This is a genomic window from Halomonas sp. DP5Y7-2, assembly GCF_019802025.1.
Lineage (GTDB): Bacteria > Pseudomonadota > Gammaproteobacteria > Pseudomonadales > Halomonadaceae > Halomonas > Halomonas litopenaei_A.
On sequence record NZ_JAHVHY010000005.1, the window covers coordinates 1 to 26463 of the forward strand.

General features: G+C 62.4%; 21 protein-coding genes and 1 pseudogene. 16 read left to right on the forward strand and 6 right to left on the reverse strand.

The features are described 5' to 3' along the window. The 3 genes and pseudogenes from KUW18_RS19770 to KUW18_RS09815 form a co-directional block, all read left to right on the forward strand. Nucleotides 1-162: pseudogene (locus KUW18_RS19770) on the forward strand (TRAP transporter large permease subunit); the annotation flags it as partial. Between the two features lie 173 nt (nt 163-335). After that, complete coding sequence (gene araD1, locus KUW18_RS09810) at nt 336-1373, forward strand: AraD1 family protein (RefSeq protein ID WP_206944872.1); 1038 nt, start codon at nt 336-338, stop codon at nt 1371-1373. 172 nt (nt 1374-1545) lie between these two features. Continuing rightward, nucleotides 1546-3123 (forward strand): aldehyde dehydrogenase (NADP(+)), encoded by a 1578-nt coding sequence (locus KUW18_RS09815; protein WP_222561302.1) that lies wholly within the window; start codon nt 1546-1548, stop codon nt 3121-3123. A 411-nt stretch (nt 3124-3534) separates the two neighbouring features. On the opposite strand, the gene KUW18_RS09820 is transcribed toward KUW18_RS09815, so the two are convergent. Next, nucleotides 3535-4401: a LysR family transcriptional regulator gene (locus tag KUW18_RS09820; RefSeq protein WP_261315982.1), complete on the reverse strand. Its 867-nt coding sequence runs from the start codon at nt 4399-4401 to the stop codon at nt 3535-3537. A gap of 278 nt (nt 4402-4679) precedes the next feature. Here KUW18_RS09820 and KUW18_RS09825 point away from each other — a divergent pair, with 278 nt between their 5' ends. From KUW18_RS09825 to KUW18_RS09880, 12 genes are all read left to right on the forward strand, one after another. Further along, on the forward strand, nt 4680-6017 hold the full coding sequence (locus KUW18_RS09825) for an L-fuconate dehydratase (RefSeq protein WP_206944526.1): 1338 nt from the start codon (nt 4680-4682) through the stop codon (nt 6015-6017). Between the two features lie 79 nt (nt 6018-6096). Then, nucleotides 6097-7185 carry a TRAP transporter substrate-binding protein gene (locus KUW18_RS09830; protein WP_224907602.1) on the forward strand — a complete coding sequence of 363 codons (1089 nt, stop codon included), beginning with the start codon at nt 6097-6099 and terminating at the stop codon, nt 7183-7185. A gap of 128 nt (nt 7186-7313) precedes the next feature. Beyond that, nucleotides 7314-7805 carry a TRAP transporter small permease gene (locus KUW18_RS09835; protein WP_206944527.1) on the forward strand — a complete coding sequence of 164 codons (492 nt, stop codon included), beginning with the start codon at nt 7314-7316 and terminating at the stop codon, nt 7803-7805. After that, complete coding sequence (locus KUW18_RS09840; protein ID WP_222561303.1) at nt 7802-9058, forward strand: TRAP transporter large permease; 1257 nt, start codon at nt 7802-7804, stop codon at nt 9056-9058. Before KUW18_RS09835 ends, KUW18_RS09840 begins: the two co-directional genes overlap by 4 nt. 130 nt (nt 9059-9188) lie before the next feature. Continuing rightward, complete coding sequence (locus tag KUW18_RS09845; RefSeq protein WP_222561304.1) at nt 9189-10616, forward strand: FAD-binding oxidoreductase; 1428 nt, start codon at nt 9189-9191, stop codon at nt 10614-10616. A 182-nt stretch (nt 10617-10798) separates the two neighbouring features. Continuing rightward, nucleotides 10799-11953, forward strand: a complete 1155-nt coding sequence (locus tag KUW18_RS09850) for a fumarylacetoacetate hydrolase family protein (protein ID WP_222561305.1) — start codon at nt 10799-10801, stop codon at nt 11951-11953. A 590-nt stretch (nt 11954-12543) separates the two neighbouring features. Beyond that, a complete protein-coding gene (locus KUW18_RS09855) occupies nt 12544-13146 on the forward strand; it encodes a cytochrome P460 family protein (RefSeq protein ID WP_206944536.1) in 603 nt (200 codons plus the stop codon). 835 nt (nt 13147-13981) lie between these two features. Beyond that, on the forward strand, nt 13982-14731 hold the full coding sequence (locus KUW18_RS09860; RefSeq protein WP_222486268.1) for an SDR family oxidoreductase: 750 nt from the start codon (nt 13982-13984) through the stop codon (nt 14729-14731). Between the two features lie 89 nt (nt 14732-14820). Next, entirely contained in the window at nt 14821-15672 is an 852-nt protein-coding gene (locus tag KUW18_RS09865; protein ID WP_206944539.1) for a fumarylacetoacetate hydrolase family protein, read from the forward strand. Beyond that, on the forward strand, nt 15669-16742 hold the full coding sequence (locus tag KUW18_RS09870; protein ID WP_242520964.1) for a zinc-binding alcohol dehydrogenase family protein: 1074 nt from the start codon (nt 15669-15671) through the stop codon (nt 16740-16742). Before KUW18_RS09865 ends, KUW18_RS09870 begins: the two co-directional genes overlap by 4 nt. 134 nt (nt 16743-16876) lie before the next feature. Next, nucleotides 16877-18538 carry a UxaA family hydrolase gene (locus tag KUW18_RS09875; protein ID WP_206944541.1) on the forward strand — a complete coding sequence of 554 codons (1662 nt, stop codon included), beginning with the start codon at nt 16877-16879 and terminating at the stop codon, nt 18536-18538. Further along, nucleotides 18535-19707, forward strand: a complete 1173-nt coding sequence (locus tag KUW18_RS09880; RefSeq protein ID WP_315900661.1) for a mannitol dehydrogenase — start codon at nt 18535-18537, stop codon at nt 19705-19707. The genes KUW18_RS09875 and KUW18_RS09880 overlap by 4 nt, the downstream gene beginning before the upstream one ends. A gap of 93 nt (nt 19708-19800) precedes the next feature. Here the strand turns inward: KUW18_RS09880 and nanR are convergent, their stop codons facing one another. The 5 genes from nanR to KUW18_RS09905 form a co-directional block, all read right to left on the reverse strand. Continuing rightward, nucleotides 19801-20532, reverse strand: a complete 732-nt coding sequence (gene nanR / locus KUW18_RS09885; protein ID WP_206944544.1) for a transcriptional regulator NanR — start codon at nt 20530-20532, stop codon at nt 19801-19803. A 173-nt stretch (nt 20533-20705) separates the two neighbouring features. Continuing rightward, the gene (locus KUW18_RS09890) at nt 20706-21782 is read right to left on the reverse strand and encodes an Ldh family oxidoreductase (RefSeq protein WP_206944547.1); all 1077 of its coding nucleotides are present in this window, start codon (nt 21780-21782) and stop codon (nt 20706-20708) included. A gap of 96 nt (nt 21783-21878) precedes the next feature. Next, nucleotides 21879-23258 (reverse strand): TRAP transporter large permease, encoded by a 1380-nt coding sequence (locus tag KUW18_RS09895; RefSeq protein WP_224852079.1) that lies wholly within the window; start codon nt 23256-23258, stop codon nt 21879-21881. Nucleotides 23259-23272: 14 nt separating this feature from the next. Further along, a complete protein-coding gene (locus KUW18_RS09900) occupies nt 23273-23899 on the reverse strand; it encodes a TRAP transporter small permease (protein WP_206944549.1) in 627 nt (208 codons plus the stop codon). A 48-nt stretch (nt 23900-23947) separates the two neighbouring features. After that, nucleotides 23948-24946 (reverse strand): sialic acid TRAP transporter substrate-binding protein SiaP, encoded by a 999-nt coding sequence (locus KUW18_RS09905; RefSeq protein WP_206944551.1) that lies wholly within the window; start codon nt 24944-24946, stop codon nt 23948-23950. Nucleotides 24947-25669: 723 nt separating this feature from the next. On the opposite strand from KUW18_RS09905, the gene KUW18_RS09910 reads away from it, so the two are divergent. Then, nucleotides 25670-26314: a response regulator gene (locus KUW18_RS09910; protein ID WP_045994188.1), complete on the forward strand. Its 645-nt coding sequence runs from the start codon at nt 25670-25672 to the stop codon at nt 26312-26314. Nucleotides 26315-26463: the final 149 nt, after the last annotated feature.

The window sequence follows — 26463 nt, forward strand, 5'->3', positions numbered from 1 at the left end:
CCGCCATTTGGCCCGGCCGCGTTCTACCTGAAAGGGGTGGCGCCGCCGGAGATCAGCCTGAAAGACATCTTTGTGTCACTGCTGCCGTTCATCGCACTGCAATTGTGTGTGCTGGCCGCCCTGCTGATGTGGCCCGAGATGGCCATGTGGCTGGTCGACTGAGATCAGGGGCAGGGTCATGCACCGCCCCGTCTCAACCCACGCGTGCTATCTCCCATCAATAACGTCAACCCATACCTTCGTATGTTGACCATACACCCCCCCAGAGGCGTAAGATGCCTCTGGGGCCAATCGTGATACCGGGCTGCCGCCCTTTCCTGCCCAAGGACATCACCATGCACAACGATACAAACGCCTCTGCCGATTCCAGCGCTTCAGCCCACCTTCGCCTTATTCAGTGTGTCCATCAGGGCAGCACCCGGGCAGCGCTGGTAGAGAACGAGCATCGCGTGCGTCTGACCGACGCCGACACCTACAGCTTGGCCAGGCGAGCCCTGGAAAGCGGCACACCTCTCGCCGCGGTGGTTCAGGACAGTCTGACGGGCGAGACCCTCGACTATGGCGAGCTGGTCGAACAGGGACAGCTGTTGCCCCCGCTGACGCATCCTGACCCGGCGCATTGCCTGGTGACCGGCACTGGACTGACCCACCTGGGCAGCGCTGACACTCGCAGCGCCATGCATGCCGCATCGAACAGCGATGAGGCCGAGATGACCGACTCCATGCGCATGTTCAAGCTGGGGGTCGAAGGTGGCAAGCCCGGCGAGGGTAAGATCGGGGCTCAGCCGGAATGGTTCTACAAGGGGGATGGCGACTGCGTCGTCGCACCGGAGGCCCCCCTGCCCTGGCCGTCCTTTGCCGAGGACGCCGGCGAGGAGCCTGAGCTCGCAGGACTCTATATCAATGACGATCAGGGCCGCCCTCACCGTCTGGGCTTTGCCATCGGCAATGAGTTCTCCGATCACATCACCGAACGCTACAACTACCTGTGGCTGGCCCACTCCAAGCTGCGAGCGTGCAGCTTTGGTCCTGAGCTGCTGATCGGCGAGCTGCCGGCACACCTGGAAGGCACCTCGCGCATCACCCGTCAGGGCGAAACGCTGTGGGAAAAGCCCTTCCTGACCGGCGAGGCCAACATGGCCCACAGCCTGGCCAACCTGGAACATCACCACTTCAAGTACGCGGGCTTCCGCCGTCCCGGCGACGTCCACGTTCACTTCTTCGGCACCGCGACGCTGAGCTTTGCCGATGGCATCAAGGTCAATCCCGGCGAGCGCTACGAGATTGACCTGCCCGCCTTCGGCCGACCGTTGCGCAACCCCTTGGCAACACCGGATGCCGATGAAGGAGCCGTCACCGTCATCACGCTGTAGGTGAATGCAGGCCCCTGATACGGAAACCATAGTACGGAAACCCGGTGCAGAAACCCTGGTGCTGAGACCCAGAGGCTACCACCCAGATGTTTCAAGGCTGCGGTTTCAGCCCAGGGGCTTCACCACACAGCCACCTTTTTTACGCTCAATCAGCCACCAGCAAGGAGCCAACATGACTCTGCAAGGCAAGCAACTCATTGGCAGCCAGGCCGTGGCGGCCAGCGGCAAGGCCATCCATGCCATCAATCCGGCCACCGGCGAGACCCTTGAGCCCGGCTACGCCGCCGGCTCTAAGGCCGAAGTCGACCAGGCCTGCGAGCTGGCCTGGGCCGCCTTCGATCGCTATCGCGAGACCAGCCTCGAGGCCCGTGCGACCTTCCTCGAGACCGTCGCCGATGAAATCGAAGCCCTCGGCGACGCCCTGATCGAACGCGCCATGCAGGAGTCCGGCCTGCCCCAGGCCCGCCTCCAGGGCGAGCGCGGACGCACCTGTGGCCAGCTCAGGCTGTTCGCCTCCGTCGTGCGTGCCGGCGAGTGGCTGGACGTGCGCCATGATCCGGCCCTGCCCGAGCGTCAGCCGCTGCCCCGGGTCGACCTGCGTCAACGCCAGATCCCGCTGGGGCCGGTGGCGGTATTCGGCGCCTCCAACTTCCCGCTGGCCTTCTCGGTAGCCGGTGGTGATACCGCCTCGGCCCTGGCCGCTGGCTGCCCGGTCATCGTCAAGGCCCACTCGGCCCACCCCGGCACCTCCGAGCTGGTCGGTCGCGCGGTGCAAAAGGCGGTGGCCCGCTGCGAGCTGCCCGAAGGCGTGTTCTCGCTGCTCTATGGCTCCGGTCGTGAAGTGGGTCAGGGCCTGGTCAGCGATCCGCGGATCAAGGCCGTGGGCTTCACCGGTTCCCGCAGTGGCGGTACCGCGCTGATGCAGACCGCGCAGGCACGCCCCGAGCCGATTCCCGTCTACGCCGAGATGAGCTCGATCAATCCGGTGTTCCTGCTGCCCGAGGCCCTCAGGGCCCGTGGCCGGGAGCTGGGCGAGGCCTTTATCGGTTCATTGACCATGGGCGCCGGCCAGTTCTGCACCAATCCGGGTCTGGTCATCGCGGTCAAGGGCGAGGCGCTGGACGGCTTCGTCGAGGCCGCCGCCGAGACGATCCGGTCGGCCTCCGCCCAGACCATGCTGACCCCCGGCATTCATGACGCCTACACCCAGGGCGTGAACACCCTGGCGGATAGCCAGAGTGCCCGGGAAGTGGCGCGCGGGCCGGCAGGCGACGGTCCCAACCAGTGTCAGGCAGGGCTGTTCGTGGCCGACGCCCAGGACTTCCTCAAGGATGACGCCCTGCAGGCGGAAGTGTTTGGCTCCACCTCCCTGGTGGTGCAGTGTGCCGACCTCGATGAGGTCAAGGCCCTGGCCGAGGGCCTGGAAGGCCAGCTGACCGCCACCCTGCAGATGGACGATGGCGACGTCGATGCCGCCCGTGGTCTGCTGCCGATCCTCGAGCGCCGTGCCGGCCGAGTGATGGCCAACGGCTGGCCGACCGGTGTCGAGGTATGCCACGCCATGGTTCACGGTGGCCCTTACCCGGCGACCTCGGACTCGCGTACCACCTCCGTGGGCAGCGCTGCCATTCACCGCTTCCTGCGTCCGGTGTGCTACCAGAACCTGCCCGACAGCCTGCTGCCTGACGCGCTGAAAGACGGCAATCCGCTCAAGCTCAGTCGTCTGGTGGATGGCCAGCGCGAGGCGTGAGACTTGCCGCCAGTCATTCAGCAGCAAGGTAGATGATTCGGCAATACGTCGTACTGCAAGGACCGGCATATCATGCTGGTCCTTGTTTCTCCCTTATCCCAGGTTGTGCTTTCCCTTTGGCAGGCTCACCGGTCCCTTTTCGTGAACGCTATCGTCTGAATGACGAACATCAGGCGGTGACATCCGCTATCGATCAAGCTGAAGCATCCCCCTTACATCCGTTATGTCAGCGGTGCCTTTTCCTGCCCTTTACACCGAATTTCCGCAAAGTATTGACGTTGGAATGATGCGCTCAGGTCATCCTGTCAGCCTTGGTGTCTCTTTGCCTATTGTGCTGAAATTGCGCACTGACATCGTCCGATGCCCCGGCTCCCAAGCCTTGAACAAGCGGACGGCTGTATTGCGTCCGGTCTATCCGGTCAGCTCTTGCACCAGCTCCTTCAACGCTTGTGGCCAAGGCTCATTCTTGCGCGTGAGGATGCCGTAGTAGCCAAGCGGCTCGCCGATGGTCAGCGGCAGTACCGCAAAGCGACCCTGAGAAAAGGCGGTCTTGACCACCGAACTCGGCAACACCGACAGGGTGTCCGATGACGCCACCAGCTGCAGCGACGCCTGGGTTGAGGTGGTTTCGATGACGTTGCGCGGTGACGCGACACCCGCCTCGGCCAGTGCCGCTTCAAACAGGCCGCGCATGGGACTGGCCATGGGATGCAATACCCAGGGCCAACGCACCACCTCGGCAAGCTCTGGCACCCCTTGGCACAGCGGATGCTCCGGACGCGCCACCACCGATACCGGTTCTTCCTTCAGCGGCAGAAAATCGAACAGGTGGCGCTGGGAGGGGTCGGTATATCGGCCAATGACCGCATCCAGCAACTTGTACTCCAGGTCCACCAACAGCCTGTCGCTTGAGTTTTCCATCAACGAGATCGCCAGACGCGGTCGCTGGCGTTTCAAGGCGGCCATGGCGTGGGGCAGCATCACCGGTGCTGCACCGGGTACTGAGCCCAGCGCCAACCGGCCATGCCCGCCCTCGCGCAAGGAAGACAGCTCTTCTACCAGCCGATCGGTATCGTTCAATAGCCTTCTGGCATAGCGCAGCACTGTCTCACCGGCGGCAGTCGGCTCCATCCGCCCTGGTTCACGCTCGAACAGCGGCAGACCGAGAAAGCCCTCGATGTCCTTGAGCATCTTGCTGGCGGCCGGCTGACTGATATTTAGCTGTCTGGCAGCGGCATGCATGTTACGACTTTCGTCCAAAGCAACCAGCAACATCATATGTTTTACCCGCAGCCACGTCTTGACGTGAACGCCGCTATCATGGGCCATTGCGTGCCTCCGATGGGATCGGTATTCACGCATGATAACCTGTGGTTATCGGCACGACAAAAACTTCCATTGGCCGGTCTTTTTTCTGTCTGATTAGACTCTCCCTACGCCACTACATATCACGACAGATTTTTCTGACAGGTCTCTCTCTTCATCGTTTTCACAGCGCTTAATGGATGCGATATCGAGCCCTGCCTTTCAACAACATCAATGACAAGGCCGCCAGCATGACCACCATCACCCGCGTGGACGCCCGCGACATTCGCTTCCCCACATCCCGCCAGCTCGATGGCTCCGATGCCATGAACGAGGCCCCGGACTACTCCGCCACCTATGTCATCCTGCACACCGATCAGGAGACCGAAGGCCATGGCCTGAGCTTTACCATCGGCCGCGGTAACGACCTCTGTGTCGCTGCGGTAAAGGCACTGGCGCCGACCCTGGTCGGGCGTCGGCTGGAAGACATCACCGCGAACATGGGCACCTTCTGGCGAGAACTGACCAGCGGCGATAGCCAGCTGCGCTGGCTGGGTCCGGAAAAGGGGGTGATGCACCTGGCCAGCGCTGCCCTGGTCAATGCACTGTGGGACCTGTGGGCCAAGCACGAAGGCAAGCCGATCTGGAAGCTGCTGGTCGACATGCAGCCGGAAGAGCTGGTGCGCTGCCTCGACTTCCGCTTTGTCACGGATGCCATCACCCCGGAAGAAGCGATTGCCCTGCTCCGCCGCAATGCCGCCACCAAGGCGGATCGCGAAGCCGAGATGCGCGCCGACGGTTATCCCGGCTACACCACATCCGCTGGCTGGCTGGGCTACTCAGAAGAAAAGATGCGCAGGCTCTGCCGCGAGGCCCTGGCCGAGGGCTGGGAGCACTTCAAGCAGAAGGTCGGCGGGGACATCGAGGAGGATCGTCGCCGGGCCGCTATTCTGCGCGAAGAGATTGGCGAAGAGCGCACGCTGATGATGGACGCCAATCAGATGTGGGATGTGGACGAAACCATCGTCAACATGCGCCGTCTGGCCGAATTCAATCCGCACTGGATCGAAGAGCCGACCAGTCCTGACGATATCCTCGGCCACGCCGAGATCCGTCGACGTCTCGGTGGGGGCGTGTTCGGTCCCTCCCAGGGCAAGCAGCCGGGCGCCATTGGCGTTGCCACCGGCGAACACTGCCATAACCGGGTGATGTTCAAGCAGCTGCTCCAGGCAGGTGCCATCGATTACTGCCAGCTGGACGCTGCACGTCTGGGCGGGCTCAACGAAGTGATCATCGTGGTGCTGCTGGCAGCCAAGTACGGCGTGCCGATCTGCCCCCACGGCGGCGGTGTCGGCCTGTGCGAATACACCCAGCATATTTCGCTGTTCGACTACATTGCGGTCTCTGGCTCCCTCGAAGGTCGCCTGCTCGAATACGTCGACCACCTGCACGAACACTTCATCGATCCGGTGCGCATTCGCCACGGCCGCTACCTGGTACCCGAGGCGCCCGGCTACAGCATCACCATGAAGGCGGAATCCCTCGACGCCCACCAATTCCCCGAAGGCGCGGCCTGGCAAGACGCCTGAATCGCGCCCACCCCGGCCCATCCGACCCTGTCGGATGGGCCAGCATGCCACTCACCACCGCCTCTGAAAGGAGAGCACCATGACAACAACCACAATGCCCCAAGGCCCCTTCGCTCTTAGCCGACTCAAGCTGGCGATCTCAACCCTGACCGTCGCGTCGCTGGCCGCGGGCTTCGCCGCCACCAGCCAGGCGGCGACGGAAATGCCGCCGATTCCCGAGGTCTCCGGCAGCACTGTCGAGGGCGACGGCGACGACTACACCCTCAAGTTCAGCATCGGCACCACCCAGTCCGGTGCACAGTATCGCGGACTCGAGTACTTCGAAGACATCGTCGAGGCCCGCAGTGACGGCCACATCCAGGTCGAGCTGTTCCACAGCGCCCAGCTGGGTGACGACCTGCAGGCTGTCAGCGCCCTGCAGTCAGGCACGCTGGAAATGACCGCCCCGTCGACCTCTCCCCTGGTCAACATGTTCCCGCAGTTCGCGGTGTTCGACCTGCCGTTCCTGTTCCCGACCCCTGAAGTGGCGGATGAGGTGCTAGACGGCGAGATCGGCGACAGCATGCTCGAGGTGGCCAGCACCAACGGCCTGAAGGCCATCGGCTGGGCCGAGAACGGCTATCGCCAGCTGACCAACAGCCAGACGGCGGTAGACTCGCCTGACGATCTGGATGGCCTCAAGGTCCGCACCATGCAGAATCCGATCCACCTGGATATCTGGAAGACTCTGGGCGCGAACCCCACACCGATGTCCTTCGCCGAGCTGTTTACTGCACTGGAGCAGGGCGTGGTCGACGGCCAGGAGAACCCCTGGATCACGATCCAGTCGTCCAAGTTCAACGAAGTGCAGGGCTACGCGACCGAGTCCAACCACGTCTATACGCCGTTCATCACGCTGGTGTCGGAGCGCTTCTGGAACAAGCTTCCAGAGAGCTACCAGCAGCTGCTGGTCGAAGCCGCTGGCGAGATGGGTGACTACCAGCGCCATGTCAGCCGCACCCTGAACGGGCAGATCAAGCAGGAATTGATCGATGAGGGCATGACCATCACCGAGTTGACGCCGGAACAGGTGGCCACCTTCCAGGACACCCTGGCCCCGGTCTATGACGACTGGCGCGACAAGATTGGCGGCGAGCTGATCGACGATATCCGCGCCGTGTCCCAGTAAGTCGGCACGACACTGGATGCGGACCCACGAACGTCCATGACAGGGCTTGGCGCCACAGCAGCGTGCTGTGGCGCCAAGCCCTGCCGCCGCCCGCGGCGGCGGTGCTGTTGTCACCACGGAGGTGACCCATGACCACCCTATCTTCCACGACCACCCCGGGCATTCTGGGATGGCTCATCACGACGCTGCGTGTGGCCGTTGGCCTGCTGGTCCTCGGCGTCGTGTTCTGTGTGACCGCCAACGTGTTCGGTCGCTTCGTGCTCAACACCTCCTACGCCTGGGCGGAGGAGATGTCGCGCGTCATGTTCATCTGGCTGGTGCTGCTCGGTGCCGGTCTCGGCAGCCTCGAGAAAGAGCACGTGGCCGTCACCTACTTCAAGGACCTCGCCCCGGCGGGACTGCGTCGCCTGCTCGGATTTGCCGCAGTCGCGGTGATCTACCTGGTCTGTGCCTGCATCCTGATTGGCTTCAAGGAGCTGATTTCGGGCTACACCAGTTCGACCCCGATGCTCGGCATTCCCAAGACCTGGCTGTACAGCGCCATGCCGGTCATGGCTGGCCTGACCCTGATCGCCAATACCCTCGCCCTGGTGGCCCTGTGCAGGAGATCTGAACCATGATCCTCTGGAGCATCCTGATCGGTCTCGCGATCTGCATCGTCATCGGTATGCCGATTTCGTTTGGTCTTGGGGCCATCAGCCTGTTTATCTTCTTCTATTCGGACTACTCGCTGTCCCCCATCGTCGACCAGGCGGTCAATGGTCTCGACTCGTTCCCGCTGCTCGCCATTCCGCTGTTCATCCTGGTGGGCGAAGTCATGAGCGAAGGCGGCATTGCCACGCGCCTGGTACGTCTGGCCAGCGCCCTGGTGGGCTTCGTGGCAGGCGGGCTTGGACAGGTCGCGGTCATGACCTCGATGTTCTTCGGCGGCATCAGTGGTTCTGCCGTGGCGGATGCCTCCGCCGTAGGCAGCATGATGATCGAGCCGATGAAGCAACACCGCTACACCGCTTCCATGGCGACCGCCATCGTGGTGGCGGCGTCGGTGGTCGGTATCATCATTCCTCCGTCGATTCCGATGATCCTGTTCGGGGTCGTGACCAATACCTCGATCTCGCAGCTGTTCCTGGCGGGTATCGTGCCAGGCATCTTGATCACCCTGGCACTGGCAGGAACCACCTACGTGCAGTCGCGCAAGAACGGCAAAGGACAGGCGTTTTCCTTTCCGGAGCTTGCCAGCGCGCTCAAGGACGCGGTGTTGGCACTGCTGCTGCCGGTCATCATCGTCGGCGGGATCCTGACCGGCGTCTTCACACCGACCGAGAGCGCGGCCATTGCGCTGGTCTACGCCTTCGCGGTGTCATTCTTTGTCTATCGCAGCCTGACCCTCAAGCGCTTCTTCGAGCTGTGCATTGCCACCGGCCGCCTCACCGGCGTGGTCATGCTGCTGCTGGCCTTTGCCAGCGTGCTGGCGTGGCTGCTGACCGCCAACATGATCCCGCAGCAACTGGTGGTCAGCCTGTCCGCCATCACCGAGAACAAGCTGCTGCTGCTGTTGATCCTCTCCGGTTTCCTGCTGATCGTCGGCTTCTTCATGGACCTGACTCCCGCCATGGTGATCCTGGCCCCCTTGATGACCCCCGTGGTCGTGAAGCTGGGTATCGATCCGGTGTACTTCGGCGTGCTGATGTCCTTCATCCTGGGCATCGGGTTGATCACGCCGCCGGTGGGAACCGTGCTCTACGTCGGCTGTGGCGTTGGCAAGGTGGGCATGGAAAGCCTGGTCAAGAGCCTGCTGCCCTTCTACTTCACCCTGGTGGCGCTGCTGGTGCTCTTCCTGCTCTTCCCTGGACTGGTGCTGTGGTTCAAGTGAGCCAGCGTAAACAACCCAGGGCGCCCGGAACACCGGCGCCCTGGCCCCCTTTAGCGATGCGACCGAGCACCTGTCTCGTCAAGACACTGGAGGGCGACGATCCATCGCCCACTAAGCGGAGTTGGCCCATATGAGCCCCCACGATCCTCTTTTGCAATTCCTCGTACAGACCCTCGGCAACAAGGGGGTACTGACCGAGACGAGCGACATGGAGCGCTACCTGGTCGACTGGGCCGGAGCACGCGGTGGCCTGCCATTGGCCGTGGCCCGGCCCGACACACCCCAGCAGGTGGCGGACGTGCTTGGCTACTGCCATCGTCACGATATTCCGGTGGTGCCTCAGGGCGGTGGCAGCGGCCTGGTGGAAGGTGCACTGCCGGACAGCCATGTGCCTGAGCTGGTGATCAGCCTCGAGCGCCTCAATCGCGTGCGCTCGATCGACCCCCTCAACTTCAGTATGAACGTCGATGCAGGCTGCGTTCTGCAGACCGTCAAGGAAGCCGCTGAAGCACAGGATCTGACCTTCCCGCTGTCACTGGGCGCCCAGGGCAGCTGCCAGATCGGTGGCAATATCGCGACCAACGCTGGCGGTCTCAACGTATTGCGCTATGGCATGATGCGCCAGCTGGTGCTCGGCATTGAGGTGGCACTGCCCGACGGTCGCCTGCTCACCGACATGAAGGCCTTGCACAAGAACAACACCGGCTACGATCTGAAGCAGCTGTTCATCGGCGCCGAAGGGACCCTTGGCATTGTCACCGGAGCGGTGCTCAAGCTCTATCCTCGCCCCCAGGTCACCCGCACGGCCCTGATCGGCTGTCCCAGCGTCGAAGGCGTGCTCGGGCTCTACGCCCAGGCACGCCGCCACTGCTGCGATCTATTGACGGCGTTCGAACTGATTCCCCGCGCCTGCCTGGAGCTGGCCTTCGAAGCCGATGCAACGTTACCCGACCCGTTGGACGGTGCCCATCCGGTATATGTGCTGATGGAGGTGGCCGCCAGTGGGCCAGCAGATCTGGATGCGATGATCGAAGCGCTGTTCGAACGTGGTATGGAAGACGGCCTGCTCGACGATGGCGTGCTGGCCTCCAGCGAGACCCAGGCCGCCCAGTTGTGGCAGCTGCGCGAGGCCATGCTCGAGGGCCAGCAGCGCCGCGGTGAACACCTGCGCACGGATGTTTCCCTGCCCATTTCTCAGCTGCCAGCGTTTCATGCTCAGGCGGAGGCAGCGGTGCTCGAGTCGTCACCGGAGTCCCAGGTCATTGCCTATGGCCACGTCGGCGACGGCAACCTGCACTTCAACATCCTGCCTCCCGGCCACCTGGACGATGACGCCAAGCGCAGCCTGCTGCACGAGCTGGAGGAGCAGATCTTCACCATTGTCGGCGAGTACAACGGCAGCATCAGCGCCGAGCATGGGATCGGCCGCGTCAAGCAGCCTCCCTTCCTAGAGAGCCTGTCCGCCCCGGAACACGACATAATGCGCGGCCTCAAGCGACTTCTCGATCCACGTGGCCTGATGTGCCCTGGACGCATCCTGCCGCGTACCCAGGGTTGAGCCAGGGCTAAGCGATAGGTAAGCGGTAGGTGAGAAATAGTTCAGACATAGTTAAGAGCTAGTTAAGAGCTAGTTAAGCCAAAAGTGGTCAGGGCCGAGACACGCCCTGCCCCATGTGACGCTCGAGCGGCTGACGCGACATATAGCAACGCGAACTGACAAACGAACCAAAGGATGCCCCTATGAATAGCCTGCCTTCTGCCCACGACGTGCTGCCGCAAGACGCCGAGCGCGCCCTGCTGGTCGGCCGAGTCTGGCGTGATGATCAGCGCGGCCCTGTCGTCGTGACGGTGCGCAATGGTGAGGTGATCGACCTGTCCGCCACTGTCAACGTGATGGCTGACCTGCTGGAGCGAGATGACGCTGCACATATCGTAGCCAACGCCGAGGGCGAGTCCCTGGGGGCTCTGGACCGCCTACTCGACAACGCTGGCTCCTCCAGCGCCCCTTACCTGCTCGCCCCCTGCGACGTCCAGGCCATCAAGGCCTGCGGCGTGACCTTCGCGGTCAGCCTGCTTGAGCGAGTGATCGAAGAGCAGGCCGGCGGCGACGCCGCCCGTGCCGGTGAGCTTCGAGAAGAACTCAAGCGCGTCATCGGCGGCGACCTGTCAAAGATCCGTCCTGGCTCGGACGAGGCCATGGCGCTCAAGGCAGAGCTACAGTCCCGAGGCGCCTGGTCGCAATACATGGAGGTCGGCATCGGCCCCGATGCCGAGGTCTTTACCAAGGCTCAACCGCTGTCCGCCGTTGGCCACGGTGCTGCCGTCGGCCTGCACCCGTCGTCACACTGGAACAACCCGGAACCGGAAATCGTGCTGGCAGTCGACGCCCGCGGCAACGCTCGCGGAGCGACGCTGGGCAACGATGTCAATCTGCGCGACATCGAGGGACGCAGCGCGCTGTTGCTGGGCAAGGCCAAGGACAACAACGCGTCTTGCGCCATCGGCCCCTTCATCCGCCTGTTTGACGAACACTTCTCCATGGATGACGTGCGCTCGGCGATGGTCAGTCTGCGTATCGAGGGGGACGATGATTTCCTGCTGGAAGACGCCAGCGACATGCGTGAGATCAGTCGCGATCCGCTGGACCTGGTAAGCCAGACCATTGGCGACCACCACCAGTACCCGGATGGCTTCATGCTGTTCCTTGGCACCATGTTCTCGCCCATCCAGGATCGCGATGGACCCGGCCAGGGCTTTACCCATCATCTGGGTGATCGTGTCACCATCTCGACGCCACGCCTCGGCGCCCTGACCAACCAGGTCCAGCGCTCCGATCGGTTGCCCCCCTGGACCTATGGCATCCGCGCCTGGCTGAAGCATCAGCGCCGCGGCTAGCCCTTGATATGGCGCTTCGGTTGGCTCTTCGGGTCCACAGACAGCGCCTCCCACTCCCTTTTGCCTCGTCTCGCGACGGGGCTTTTTTCGTTATAGCGGTGCCTACACCGCGTCTCCCCAACGGCCGCTAACTCTGAGCTGAACCGCGCGGATACTACAGAAATCTCGCATGCAGTATGCGAGTTCCAGCACCACCCGTAGCTGCCCTTTCGAGCTTGACGTATACCTTCCACGACACCGGGCGGCCCGCGGCCGCCATCGCTGCACCCCGTGGCGACATAGCGACATAGCGACATAACCAAGCAGCGCAAGCCGCCTACGCACGCGCTCCTGAAAGAGCAACCGGAAACGCCTGACCAGAAACGACAAACCGGAAACGACCGACCGAAAGTCACTGGCTGGCCATCACCGGCCGGCAATTACTGACCGGCAATTACTGACCGGCAATTACTGACAAAGGAACCGGACCGAATCCAAAAGGCCAGCCAAGAGCCTTATGACCGACCGACTACCGTGCACAGCCCACAAGCGAGGCGACATCAGCCCTACAAGGCCGTCCCCTGCACAAGGGCGATCAAGGAGGAACTACCATGCTAAACTTGCTGCGCTACTCAGCAGCCATGGCTGCAGGCCTGATGGCTACCAGCGCCCTGGCCGACACCTACTTCGAGATCAAGGATGGGGAGTTGACCCGGCCTACCGGCTTCCGCGAGTGGGTGTTCGTGGGGACCCCACTGACTCCCAACGACATGAACAATGGCAAGGCCCCTTTCCCGGAATTCCATGCCGTCTATCTTGATCCGGAAAGCTGGGAGCATTGGAAGGAGACTGGCGAGTTTCGCGATGGCGCGATCATGGTCAAGGAGCTGATCAGCGTCGGCAGCAAGCAGGCTGCCAGTGGCAACGGCTACTTCATGGGTGAGTACATCGGTCTCGAGGCCACCATCAAGAGCAGCGAGCACTTCCCGGACGAGCCAGGCAACTGGGCCTACTACAGTTTCTCGACGCCGGATCACTCAAGCCTCAAGGAGACTGCGGCCCCCTTTCCCACCGCCGCCTGTAACGCCTGCCATGCGGCAGCGGCGGCAGACGACTTCGTCTTCACCCAGTACTACCCCGTGCTGACAGCGGGCAAGGGTGCTGGTGTAGACGCAGGCGGCGGCACGCAGTCCCAACTGGGCACCACCCCATAGCCTGACTGACAAATTCCACCTTAGCGCCTGACGCTTACCGGTTCCCTGCCCTTCTGGCGGCCACCTACGGCCGCCTCTTTTTACATCAAAGACCCTTCTTTACTGAGGCCTGCTGCTTGTTTCTGACGGCGCCGGTCACCGCGCTTTGCTGCGACCATGGCCACGGCGCCAGAGCGATACTTATGCACCCGTCCTCTCACCCCAGTTCTTTGCCCAGCACTTTCAAGCTCAGCACTTTCAAGCTCAGCTCTTTCAAACCCAGCCCTTTCACCTTCGACTCAGTCCACCCCAGTCCCTTGAAGTGAAGCCTCGCATGGGTGGTTGCCGCCGTATCGCGATGATCAGGCTCGACCAAAGTCGACCCGTTCAGGCAATTGCAATCTCTCGTAGCTGCGCCATACTGCACCTACCATCATGCTAGCATCCTGTCATACCACCAAGACTAACGTCGAACAAAAGGGCTCGCCCTGGCAAATCCCAGCGTCACGGCCACCATAAGCAAGTCGCGATGCCCTGTTAGGTGCTGCATGACGACACCGCCGAGCCATAACTGAGGCATAACTGAGGCATAACTGAGGCATAGCCGAGCCGTGACTGAGGAATGGCCGAGCAATGACCGAGCTGCGAGACAGCAGAAGAGCACAGGCACGGGCCGGCGGGAGAAGTGAAGAAAAGGACTGAGGTTGCCTCTGAACTCTCGCCGCGGTTGCGGCAGATCAGCAGGTCCGGCGACCAGACTAAGCCAGCCGACACGCTGGGTAAGCAGGTCGCTGTCGCCGAGCAACGAGGTCCACAACGATTCACAACAACGATGACCCGGATTACAGGAGTTGCCATGCGCCTGTCAGGAAAGACCGCCTTAATCACCGCCGCAGGTCAGGGTATTGGACGCGCCACCGTCGAACGTTTCTTGGCCGAGGGTGCCGAGGTGCACGCCACCGATATCGACGTGAGCAAGCTGGAGGATCTCGCCGGCACGCCCCGTCTTCACTGCCATCACCTGGACGTGACCCAGCCAAGTGCCATTGACGCCCTCAAGCACTCACTGCCAAGCCTGGATATTCTGTTCAACTGCGCGGGCTACGTGCACAGCGGTAGTCTGCTCGAATGCTCGGAAGACGCCTTCGAGCGCTCCATGGCGATCAACGTCACCGCCATGTACCACACCCTTCGCGCCTTTCTTCCCGGTATGCTGGATGCGGGCGGCGGCAGCATCATCAACATGGCGTCGGTTGCCAGCAGCCTCAAGGGGGTGCCGGGACGCTTCGCCTATGGCACCAGCAAGGCTGCCGTGATCGGCCTGACACGCTCGGTGGCGGCGGACTACGTCACCCATGGCATTCGCTGCAACGCCATTTGCCCGGGGACCGTCGAATCACCTTCCCTGAGCGAACGTATTCGCGCTCAAGCCGACGCGCTGGGCCAGGACGAAGCCCAGGTACGCCAAGCCTTTCTCGATCGTCAGCCCATGGGCAGACTGGGCAAGACGGACGAAATCGCGGCACTGGCCGTCTACTTGGGCTCAGACGAATCGGCCTATACCACCGGCACCTGTCAGATCATCGACGGAGGCTGGCTAGCCTGACGCCAGTCGACCGTGAGGTCTCGGCGCCTCACTTCGCCGCCCTGATATCGACGCCCTGTCATTGACACCACAACGCACAAGGACCACCCATGAAACTATTGAGATTCGGCAACCCAGGACAAGAAGCGCCAGGCATCCTTGATCAAGCCGGCCGCATTCGCGATCTGTCAGGCGTCCTCGACGATCTTTCCGGCGCAGCACTGGGTCGTGAAAGCCTGGAGAAAATCGCCCGCCTGGATCTTGAGCAACTTCCCCTGGTGCCTGCCGATACTCGTATCGGCCCCTGCGTCGGCAACGTCGGCAAGTTTATCTGTATCGGCCTGAATTACGCCGATCACGCCGCAGAGAGCGGAGCTGAGGTCCCGCCGGAACCGGTCATCTTCAACAAGTGGACCAGCGCTATTTGCGGCCCCGATGACGATGTCATGATTCCCCGCGACTCCAGCAAGACGGACTGGGAAGTGGAGCTCGGTGTCGTCATCGGCAAGGCCGGTCGCTATATCGACGAAGCGGAGGCACTCGAGCATGTTGCCGGCTACTGCGTCGTCAATGACGTGTCGGAGCGTGAGTTTCAGCTCGAGCGCAGCGGCACCTGGGACAAGGGCAAGGGCTGCGACACCTTCGGCCCCCTGGGCCCCTGGCTGGTCACCAGGGATGAAGTCGCTGACCCCCAGGATCTCAACCTCTGGCTTGAAGTCGACGGCAAGCGCTATCAGGACGGCAGCACCAAGACCATGGTGTATCAGGTCGCTTTCCTGGTCAGCTATCTGAGTCGTTTCATGAGCCTGCAGCCGGGCGATGTCATCTCCACCGGCACGCCCCCAGGCGTTGGGCTTGGCCAGAACCCACCGGTCTTCCTGCGCCCGGGCCAGACCATGCGCCTGGGTATCGAAGGGCTGGGCGAGCAGACCCAGAAGGTCATCGCGGATCCGCTGGCATGACCACCCCCGCTGCCCAGATGGATGTCGCCGTCTGCGTCGAGCCCGGTCACCTGCGACTGGAACAGCGCCACCTTCCCCGGCCGGACGCCGGGGAAGCGCTGGTGCGCATTCAGCGTATCGGCGTCTGCGGGACCGATATCCATGCCTTCTCCGGTCGTCAGCCCTATTTCTCTTACCCTAGGGTTCTGGGACACGAGCTCGCCGGCACCGTTGAAGCCCTGGCCGATGACGTGCCGGGGGCCTTGCGGGCGCAGCTGCTGGGGCAGCAGGTCTACGTGATTCCCTACCTTCACTGTGGCCAGTGCCGCGCATGCCAGCGCGGCACCACCAACTGCTGCCAGCAGATGCAGGTCGTCGGGGTCCATCAGGACGGTGGTATGGCCGAGTGGCTCACGGTCCCCGTCGGCCATCTTGTTGCTTGCCAGACGCTGACGCTGGATGAGCTGGCGCTGGTGGAATGCCAGGCCATCGGCGCCCACGCGGTGCGTCGCGCCGCCGTCACCGAGCGCGACCTGGTGGCCGTTGTCGGCACCGGTCCCATCGGTATCGGCGTGGCCCAGGTCGCTCGTGCCCAGGGCGCGCGGGTGGTGGTACTGGATAGCAATGCCGAGCGACTGGCGTTCTGCCGCGAGGCGCTTGGCTTCCATGACACCCTGCTGGTGGGACAGGACGACCCGGCGCAGCAGCTTGTACAGCTTAACCAAGGTGCCCTGGCCGACGTCGTGTTCGATGCCACCGGCAATCCCGCTGCCATGGAGGCGGGGTTCGAGCTGGTGGGCCACGGTGGACGCTACGTGCTGGTCAGCCTGGTCAAGGCCGACATCCGTTTTCATGACCCCGACTTCCACGCCAAGGAAGTCACCCTGCTGGCCAGCCGCAATGCCACCGGTGAAGACTTCGCCAAGGTGATTGACCTGCTGGCCACTGGCCAGCTCAAGGTCTCCCCGATGATTACCCACCGCGCCGAGTTATGCGAGCTGCCGGACACCATGGCGCAGTGGTGCGACAGCAGCAACGGGGTGATCAAGGCGATGATCAGCGTGCCCGACAGGACAGCGGATCAGTCCTAGAACGCGACAGGCCAGGACACCTATGAGCCAGCTAAAGGCAGACGCGCTATCGCTCCTCTTTCTGGCGCCTGGCCATACCCAGCTTCTCAACACATAGCGACAGTATTGACCGTGACGATGAGGACATCACTATCATGACCACGCAAGCCAGCCACCGCGCCTCGACCGCGACCATCGCCACCGACCTGCCGCAGGAAAGCCTGCGCGTGCACCCCGACGACAACGTCCGCGTGGCCTTGCGTGATCTTGCTGTGGGGCAGCAAATCGAAGATGAAGCGGGTTCGCTGACCCTGGTGGAGGCGATCCGCCGCAAGCACAAGTTTGCCCTGGTGGACCTCGCCGAGGGCGACATCGTCACCATGTACGGTGTGACCGTGGGAAAAGCCACCCGAGCCATCACCAAGGGTAGTGCGATTCGTACCGACAACCTTGAACACTTTACCCATTCGGACACGCCCGTCAGCCGTCGTCAGAGCTGGCAGGGACCGGATGTCTCGCGTTTCGACGGCACCACCTTCGATGGCTACCATCGCCCGGATGGCAGCGTCGGCACGGCCAACCTGTGGCTCGTGGTGCCCCTGGTATTCTGCGAAAACCGCAACATCGAGGTGCTGCGCCAATGCGTTGCCGACGCCCTTGGTGACGATCCTTTCCGCGACTACAAGCAGCTGGCGCGCACCATGCTGCACGGCGACACGTCCGCCAGTCTCTCGGCTCCGCTGACGTCTCCCTTCCCCAACGTCGACGGGGTGCGCTTCCTCACCCATACCCTGGGCTGTGGCGGCACTGACGACGACGCCCAGGCATTGTGCAATCTGCTCGCCGGGTACATTACCCATCCCAATGTGGCAGGCGCTACCGTGTTGAGCCTGGGCTGCCAGAAGGCTCAGATCGCCATGCTCAGGCAGGCGGTCGCCACCAAGGATCCCGACGGCCTGCGGCCGGTACACTATCTTGAGCAGCAGGCCAGTGACAGCGAAGATGCGCTGATCGAGCGCGCGCTGGGCACTATCTTCGACGGCCTCAAAGAGGCCAACCAGGTGACCCGTCAGCCGGCTCCCCTTTCCAAGCTGCGCATTGGCGTCGAATGTGGCGGATCCGATGGATTCTCCGGCCTGTCTGCCAACCCGGTGGTCGGGGGCACCATCGATCGCCTGGTCACCCTCGGGGGTAGCGGGATTCTCAGCGAATTTCCCGAACTGTGTGGCGTGGAGCATGAGCTGCTGGCCCGCTGTGTCGATGATGCCACCGCCGAACGCTTCTCTAGCCTGATGCAGGCCTATCAGCGACACGCCGAAGCCGTCGGCGCGAGCTTTTCCATGAACCCCTCACCGGGCAATATCCGCGATGGCTTGATCACTGATGCGATGAAGTCTGCAGGGGCCGCCAAGAAGGGCGGGGACAGCCCGGTGGTGGAAGTGCTCGACTACACCGAGACGGCCACTCGGACGGGGCTTGCCCTGCTCTGCTCCCCTGGCAATGATGTCGAGTCCACCACCGCCCTGGCGGGCTCCCACGCCAACCTGATCATCTTTACCACCGGACTGGGCACGCCGACCGGCAACCCGGTCGCCCCTACCTTGAAGGTCGCCAGCAACTCGGAGCTGGCACAGCGCATGTCCGATATCATCGATTTCGACACTGGCGCTGTCATCCGCGGGGAGGCGTCCATCGACGAGCTGGCCGATGCGCTGCTGGCGCTGTGCATCGAGACCGCCTCCGGGCGCTACACCACCCGTGCGGTAGGCCTCGCCCAACATGACTTCATCCCCTGGAAGCGGGGTGTCTCACTGTGACGCTAGTGCCGACAGAGACATCTGCGGCATTGCCTCCGGCGACGCTGATGCAGTTCGGCGTGGGACGTTTCCTGCTCGCCCATGTCGATCTGTTCGCCAGTCAGGCCCGCTCAGCCGGCGGTGACGTCGAGATCATCGCCGTACAGACCTCAGATCGCCCTACCGGTCGCGGCAAGGCCCGCGCCCTCGCCCAGGCAGCAAGCTATCCGGTTCAGCTGCGCGGACGACGCCACGGCGAGCTGATCGACACACGGCTCGCTGTCGACAGCATCACCCGCTCGCTGGTGGCCGCGGAGGACTGGGCGGAAGTACACCGGTCCTTCTGCAACGACGTCACCCATGTGGTGTCCAACACCAGCGAATCGGGTTATCTCGTCGCCACCGGAGACAGCCCGCTGGCGCCATGCCCGGTCAGCTTTCCTGCCAAGCTGACCCAGTTGCTAAAGGCACGCTTCGACGCTGATCGCCACGGGGTCACGCTGCTCCCCTGTGAACTGCTGACCGACAATGCCGGCGTGCTCAGAGACGTGGTGCTGGGCCTGGCCCGGGACAGCTATCAGGATGCAGCCTTCGAGCAATGGCTCACCGCTGAGTGCGTCTGGGTGCCTACCTTGGTGGATCGTATCGTGTCCGCCGAGCTTGAGCCGGTGGGCGCCGTGGCTGAGCCCTATGGCCTGTGGGCGATTCAGCAGGTGGACGGGCTGACACTTCCCTTTCGGCATGACGATGTGCTGCTGGTGGAGGACCTGGGCCCCTATGAACGTCGCAAGCTTCATCTGCTGAACCTGGCCCACACCTGGCTGGTGGCGCGAGCGCGGCAGCTGGGTGTGATGGAGCAGCTGCCGCTGGTGCGCCAGGCCATGGAGGATCCGCGACTCGGCGGTGAACTCATTGCGCTGCTGAGAGAGGAAGTCGTGCCGGTGCTCGATCATGAGTACCCGGGGATGGCGCTCGACGAGTACGTCGACAGCATCATCGAGCGCTTCTGCAACCCCTGGCTGGACCACCAGCTGGTCAATATTGCCCAGAATCATGAACAGAAGCTGGAGCGTAGACTGGCGCCTGTGCTTGCCATGGCAAGACGCCAAGGCAGAGCGCTGCCTCGCCTCGCTGCAGCCCTTGCGCCACACAAGAGAGACACGAGAGCGACCCCGCCATCAGCGCAATAGGCTGACAGCAGATACGACGCAGGCCCAGAGGCTTATGCCCCTGGGCCTGCACGTTTGGCGACCAGCGCTCACCATACCGACCACCAATGCGAGTCAGTCTGCGTCCTGTCGAGACCCCAGCCGTTGCTTCATCTGCATGTAGGTTCCGTAATGGCGGTCCAGATGACGTCGCATCGCTGACTCGGCAGCTTCGGGGTCACGGGCAGCAATCGCCTCCACAATCTCGGTATGCGCCTCCAGTGCCGCCAGATCCTCTCCGGGTTGTTGCAGCGCCTGGGCCCGACGATCGTCCAGCCATTCAGACAGGGCCTGATGGATGGCATCGTAGATGGGGTTGTGACCGATCCGCGCCAGCACCCCATGAAAGTCGTTGTCGGCGCGTTTGACCGCGGCCTCGTCACCGATGACGGAGCGCTGCGTCTCCAGCGCATCCCTCAGGGCCTGAACCTCTTCATCGGTGGCATGCTGAGCCGCCTGGCGAGCCAGCGCCACTTCGAACAAGGCCCGCGCCTCCTGGAAGTACTGCTGCCCCTCGGGCTTGGCCAACAGCTGTCGAGTGACCCCCGACAGGCGCGCCATCACCGCCTCGGCGGTAGGTCGAATCACCCTGGCGCGGGTGCCACTATTAATGGCGATCAGCCCAAGCTGCTGCAGGTAGAACAAGGCCTCCCTCACCGCAGGGCGGCCAACACCGAACTGCTCCATCAACTCACGCTCTGAGGGCAGCTGATCATTCTCCCCCAACCTGCCTTCCAGAATCTCGGCCTCAAGTTGTTCGGCCACCTGCTCGGACAGCGTCTTGCGCTCCACCCGAAATCTGCTCATCGACGCGTCTCTCCCTCAATCACGCCCCCGAGACATGCGGGGCATGGCGCACATGGTACTGCAACAGGGTGGCCCTGTGGGACTTCCCGCGTCAGCCAGGGCCGCGATGCCCTTGTGCGTCGCTGCTTGTCTGCGGCCCATTGACATCGTTGGCGCGACGAGTGACTTGCTCTTCAGCCCTCGCTGAGGGGCTCAACGCGGTATTGCTCGGCGATACGGCGATAGGCATCCCGCTGGGCATGATCCAATGGAATCCCCTCTGCACGTCGCTCGCGACGGGTCTGCCACTCTCGGTCTCCTGGCGCCAATACCTTCGCTTCTGCGCTTGACGCCATACCGCGCAAATCCCTGAGGTAGTCACCCATACGCTGCGCAAACTCGCCTTGGCCTGCAAAGGCGTCTGGATGCATCACCAGAAAGAAGTGGCCGACACCTCTCGGTGTGTGCATGTCGGGACCGCCCATGGGCAATAGATGGAAGCCATGGACCATATTGGACAGCGTCGAGCTAAGCACCTCGACCATGCCCGCCAGCCCCGCCCCCTTGAAGCCGAAGCTGCCTCCACCTAATGGCAGCAGCGCTTCCACCCGCTTGGCATCAGTGGTCGTGGTGCCGTTGCCATCCGCGGCAATGTCGGACGGCAGCGGACGGTCAATGGCGGCATACTGCTGCACCCTGTTCCAGGGCACCGCGCTGGTGGCCATGTCCAGCAGATAGGGGTCGTCGTTCTCCACCGGTGCGGCAAAGGCGATGGGGTTGGTGCCGTGGAAGGGGGCCTGACTACCATGCAGCAGAACAAACGGATCGGAATTGCAGAACGCCATACCGATCAGCCCCTGTTCTGCCGCAGCCAGGGCATAGCATCCCGCCGCACCGAAGTGAGAAGAATGACCGACCGCTACCGCACCCATTCCGGCCTGCCTTGCCATGGCGGCAGCGTGCTCCATCGCCCGGTAACCGGCCAGGTGGCCCAGGCCATTGTCTGCGTCCAGCACTCCTGTGGCGGCGAGGCGCTGTTCAAAGCGCATTTCCGGACTGCCATTGATGCGCCCTCCCTGCAACGCTTGCAAGTAGTGTGGCAGCAGCCGCAGACCGTGACTGTCGGTGCCCATCAGTGACGCCGTGACGAGGGCTCGGCTCACCGCCTGCTGCGATGCGGTATCGGCCCCCGCCGCCGCCAGCGCCTGCTGGATAAAGCGACTCAGGTCGTCTTGGCCCACCCTGCAGGCCAAGTATTGGCTGTGACTCATGTCGAGATCCTTGCGTGTCCTTGCGTGTGGTGAAATCCGTCCGGCATGGCGGGGAGCCCTTCACTCACCCGCCACACCCCGACGCGATGGGGTAACTCAGCGATAGACCAGCGTCGGCAACCATAGGGAGATCGCCGGAATGAAGGTGACCAGCGCCAAAGCCACGACCAGCGGCACCAGGAACGGCAGGGTCCCCCGCATGCATTTCTCGAAGGAGATATTCGATACCCGGGACAGCACGTACAGCACCATCCCCACCGGCGGCGTCAGCAGCCCGATCATCAGGTTAAGCACCATGATGACGCCGAAGTGCACCGGATCGACGCCCGAGGCCACCGCCACCGGCAGCAGTACCGGCACCAGGATGGTGATGGCGGCGATGGTTTCCATGAAACATCCCACCACAATCAGCACCAGGTTGATGATCAGCAAGACCGCGATCGGATTGTCCTGGAACGGGCCGAGCAGCCCCATCACGTGCTGGGTGACCTGGTTGCTGGTCAGTATCCAGGCAAAGATCGAGGCGCCGGCGACGATGAACAGGATCACCGCCGTGGTCTCGATGGTCTCGAAGCTGACCTTCAGCAGCCGTCGCCAGGTCAGGGTCCGGTAGACCAGTCCGCCAAGAATCAAGGCATACACCACCGCGGCGATGGCCGCCTCCGTGGGCGTGAACGCCCCGGTGACAATGCCGCCCACGATGATGACCGGAGTCAGCAGCGACAGCAGCGCCCTGGAAAAGGTCTGGCCCAGCACCGACACCGAAAAGCGCGCGTCACGCTGATAGCCACGACGACGGGACAACCAGGTAATCATCAGCATCAAGGTGAGCCCCATCAGCAGGCCCGGCACCAACCCTGCCGCGAACAGCTGGCCCACGGATACCGACGCCATCACACCATAGATGACCATCGGCAGGCTGGGCGGAATAATCGGGCCGATGGTGGATGACGCAGCGGTGATACCGACCGCGAACTCCTGGTCGTATCCCGCGTCACGCATGGCCTTGATCTCGATGGTACCCAGCCCCCCGGCATCTGCCACGGCGGCGCCGGACATGCCAGAGAACACGATGCTTGCGCCCACGTTGACGTGCCCCAGGCCACCGCGCATCCAGCCCATCAAGGCCTTGGCGAAATCAAAGATGCGTGTGGTAATGCCGCCGTTGTTCATCAGGTTGCCGGCCAGGATAAAGAAGGGAATCGCCAGCAACGGAAAGCTGTCGATACCGTTGATCATCCGGTGCACCACGACCACATCGGGCACCCGCCCGGTGAGCAGGACGTACATGAGGCACGAGCCAGCCAGACTGATCGCGATAGGCACGCCACAGACCAGCAGGGTGAACAGCGACGCAAACAAGAACGACAGATGGTAGTCAAACAGCGCCAGCCCAACGCACCCAACAACCGCCATCGCCGCCACGATGGGCGGGATGACGGAGCCGCGTCGAGCGCTGATCATAGCTTCAGTCATGTTGTTATTCCTTGTCAGTCGTCTTCACGGCACATCAGTTCGCTCTCGCCCGTCTTCCAGTGGCGAATCGCCAGCTGAATGGAGCGCACCAGCATCAGCACCACGCCGACGAAGACCACGTAGTAAAGCAGGCTCTTGGGCAGGTCTATCGACACCATCATCGAATTGGTGCGTCCCGCCAGCTGCCAGGTAATCCAGGCCAGCATGCCGAGAAAGGCAATCCGCACCAGGTCGACCAGGGTCCACATGGTGCGGGCGACCGGCTCCGACAGATAGCGATAGAAGAACTCCACAGCGATATGCGAGCCCTTGCGCGCCGCCATGGCGCTGCCAAGAAACCCGACGGCGACCAGCAGGTAGCGAGCGATCTCTTCCGTCCAGGCCAGCGAGTTGCCGAGGACATAGCGGCTGAAGAACTGCACAAAGACATCCAGCGCCAGTAACCAGAACACCACCAGGGTCAGGTAGTCCTCGAGGCCAACGTCACCCTTGCGAATGGCGTCGTCGTCCTCGGGAACGTCAAATGCGACGGTTGTTTGCTGGCTCGGGCCTTGCCCCGAAGATGGGCCGGCATCGGGTGACGGGCGCGCCGCTCCATCAGGTGCATGATGGATGTCAGCACCTTCATCAGAATGTGTCATCGATAGTCTCCTTCGGGGAGGGCGTCCAGCGCCCTCCCCGGCCGTCAATTACTGGCCGATGGCCTGGAGACGGTCGTAGGTTTCCTGATCCCAGGTCGCCACGTCACCGTTATGGGCAGGCAATACCGCCTCACGGAAAGGTTCGGTATCGACCTCGTTGACCGTGACGCCCTGCTCTTCGAACCAGGCAATCAAGTCCTGCTCCTGTTGCAGGATATCCGCGGTGATCTTCTCGCCGGCTTGCTGGTAGACATCGCGGAAGATCGCCCGATCCTCCTCGGACAGCCGATTCCACAGCGGGCCGCCGGCGATAGTGATCAGCGAGTCGGTAATGTGGCCGGTCAGGTTGATGTAGTCCTGCACTTCATAGAATGCCTTGGCCTTGATCGTGGGCAGCGGGTTTTCCTGCGCATCCACCACGCCCTGCTGCAGGGCCAGATAGACTTCGGCGAAGGCAATCGGGGTCGGGTTGGCACCGACCGCCTCGGGGAACATCATGTACATCGGTGCGTTGGGCACCCGAATCTTGAGATCCTCCATGTCCGCCGGAGTATCGATGGCGACATTAGAGGTAGTGTGGCGCTTGCCATAGTAGTTCATGGCCAGCGGGACGTTGCCCGTGGCCTCTTCGTAGCCCTGGGCGATCTCGGCGAAGAGGTCACTGTCGACATAGGCCTGCCAGTGGTCGACGTCGCGGAACATGTAGGGAGCCCCGGCAATGCCAATCGGTCCGTAGGAACGGCCAGCGAATTGATTGCCGGTAAAGATCAGATCGACGGTACCAAGACTTAGCCCCTCATTGATGTCCGCTTCCTTACCCAGAGAAGATGCAGGGTGCACTTCAACGGAATAGCGACCATCGGTTCGCTTCTCGATTTCTTCTCCTGCCCACACCGCCCACTCGTGATAGGGCTCGGACGTTTCGTAGACGTGGGCAAAGGTCAGGGTCTCTGCCTGAGCCGCAGCGGACATACTCAGGCCGACGGCGACCGCCAGGAGGGATCGACGTGCGAGACGGTGTGACGACTGGCGTTGGTTGGAGCGCATCTTGTTATTCTCCCGTGCTCTTGGACGGATGGATGAGGGACCGGTAAACCGCGAGTCAATCTGCCGCCCTGACAGGACGACTGTATACGTGTCATACCAGTCAGGCTGAATCTAGATGCGCATCACATCCTGTGCAAGCGTGTCAGGGACCAACTTTGGTCGACCAGGTATCGCTAGAGTGCTATCGCTACCCTGCTACCGATACCGTCCCGGCGCTGCGTGGCAGGCGTCCCATACGCTTCACCCCGATGACTCGCACGACAACCTCACCCACGATTGATCTCGGTCAACCATCTGAGTCAGTTCGGAGAATAGTACGTCGCCGAAGATACCCCTCAACCACCAATAAAGTGTGCACTCTCACCTTTAACGGGGCATCGAGCATGCCTATTTTCACCCTTATCATCATCACGACTGATACACTACAGCGGCAAAGTTGATAGAGGTAAGCCAGTTCGACCAATATGTTGCGAGCTCTGTATCACTTGTGACCAAGCGCCCGCATATAAGTAAAACGCAAAGCATTAACCGCGTAACAAAGAACGGGCACACTATCAATATTGCTATGCCGGAAACGTCGCTACCCCCTGGCAACCCAATTCCCCTTAGGAACAAACTGTGACAACCTACCGCAAAGCATCATGAGAAGGACTCTGACGGAGCATTGGCTCTACTCGGTCAACCCCATGGTCCCAGACATCACCTTTTCCAGGAGTATCGGCATTGATCAGAGTTCTCGTCGCTGACGATCATCACCTGGTTCGCACCAGTATCGTTCATCTGCTGAACGCAGAAAAAGACATCAATGTGGTGGGCGAGGCTGCCGATGGTGAAGAAGCCATTGCGCAGACCCGGCGCCTCAACCCGGATGTGGTGGTCATGGACATACGCATGCCAGGCATCGGGGGTTTGGAGGCGACGCGCAAGATCCGGCGCCTGACCTCGGATATCCGCATTCTGGTGCTGACCGCCTTTATCGAAGAGGCCTTTGCCCAGCGCCTGCTGGAAGCCGGTGCCCATGGGTTTATCAGCAAGGGCTCCCAGCATGACGAAATGGTAAAGGCTATCCGAGCGGTATTTGCCGGCCAGCGCTTTGTCAGCCCGGAGATCGCTCAGCGGCTGGTGCTGTCACGCATCGATCACGAAGAAAACCCCTTTGATCAGCTGTCCCAGCGCGAGCTACAAGTGGCCATGATGATTGTCAACGCCCAGCGTGTTGCCGACATTGCGGATCGCATGTTCTTAAGCCCCAAGACGGTCAACACCTACCGCTATCGCATTTTCGAAAAGCTTGGGGTCAACTCCGATGTCGCGTTGACTCACCTGGGCCTGCGACACGGGCTGGTCGAGGGCTTCAAGGAAGACTGACGCCATGGCGGCGCGCCGAACCCTCTCATCTGCCATCAGATGTCGGCGCGCGTGCCCTGTGGCGGTCTGTCGAACGTCCCCCTCTTTTCCTGCTCCAGCTCCCCCCCAGCCAACGCGGCACGTCATCCCCACGTTACTTGGGCCGTCCT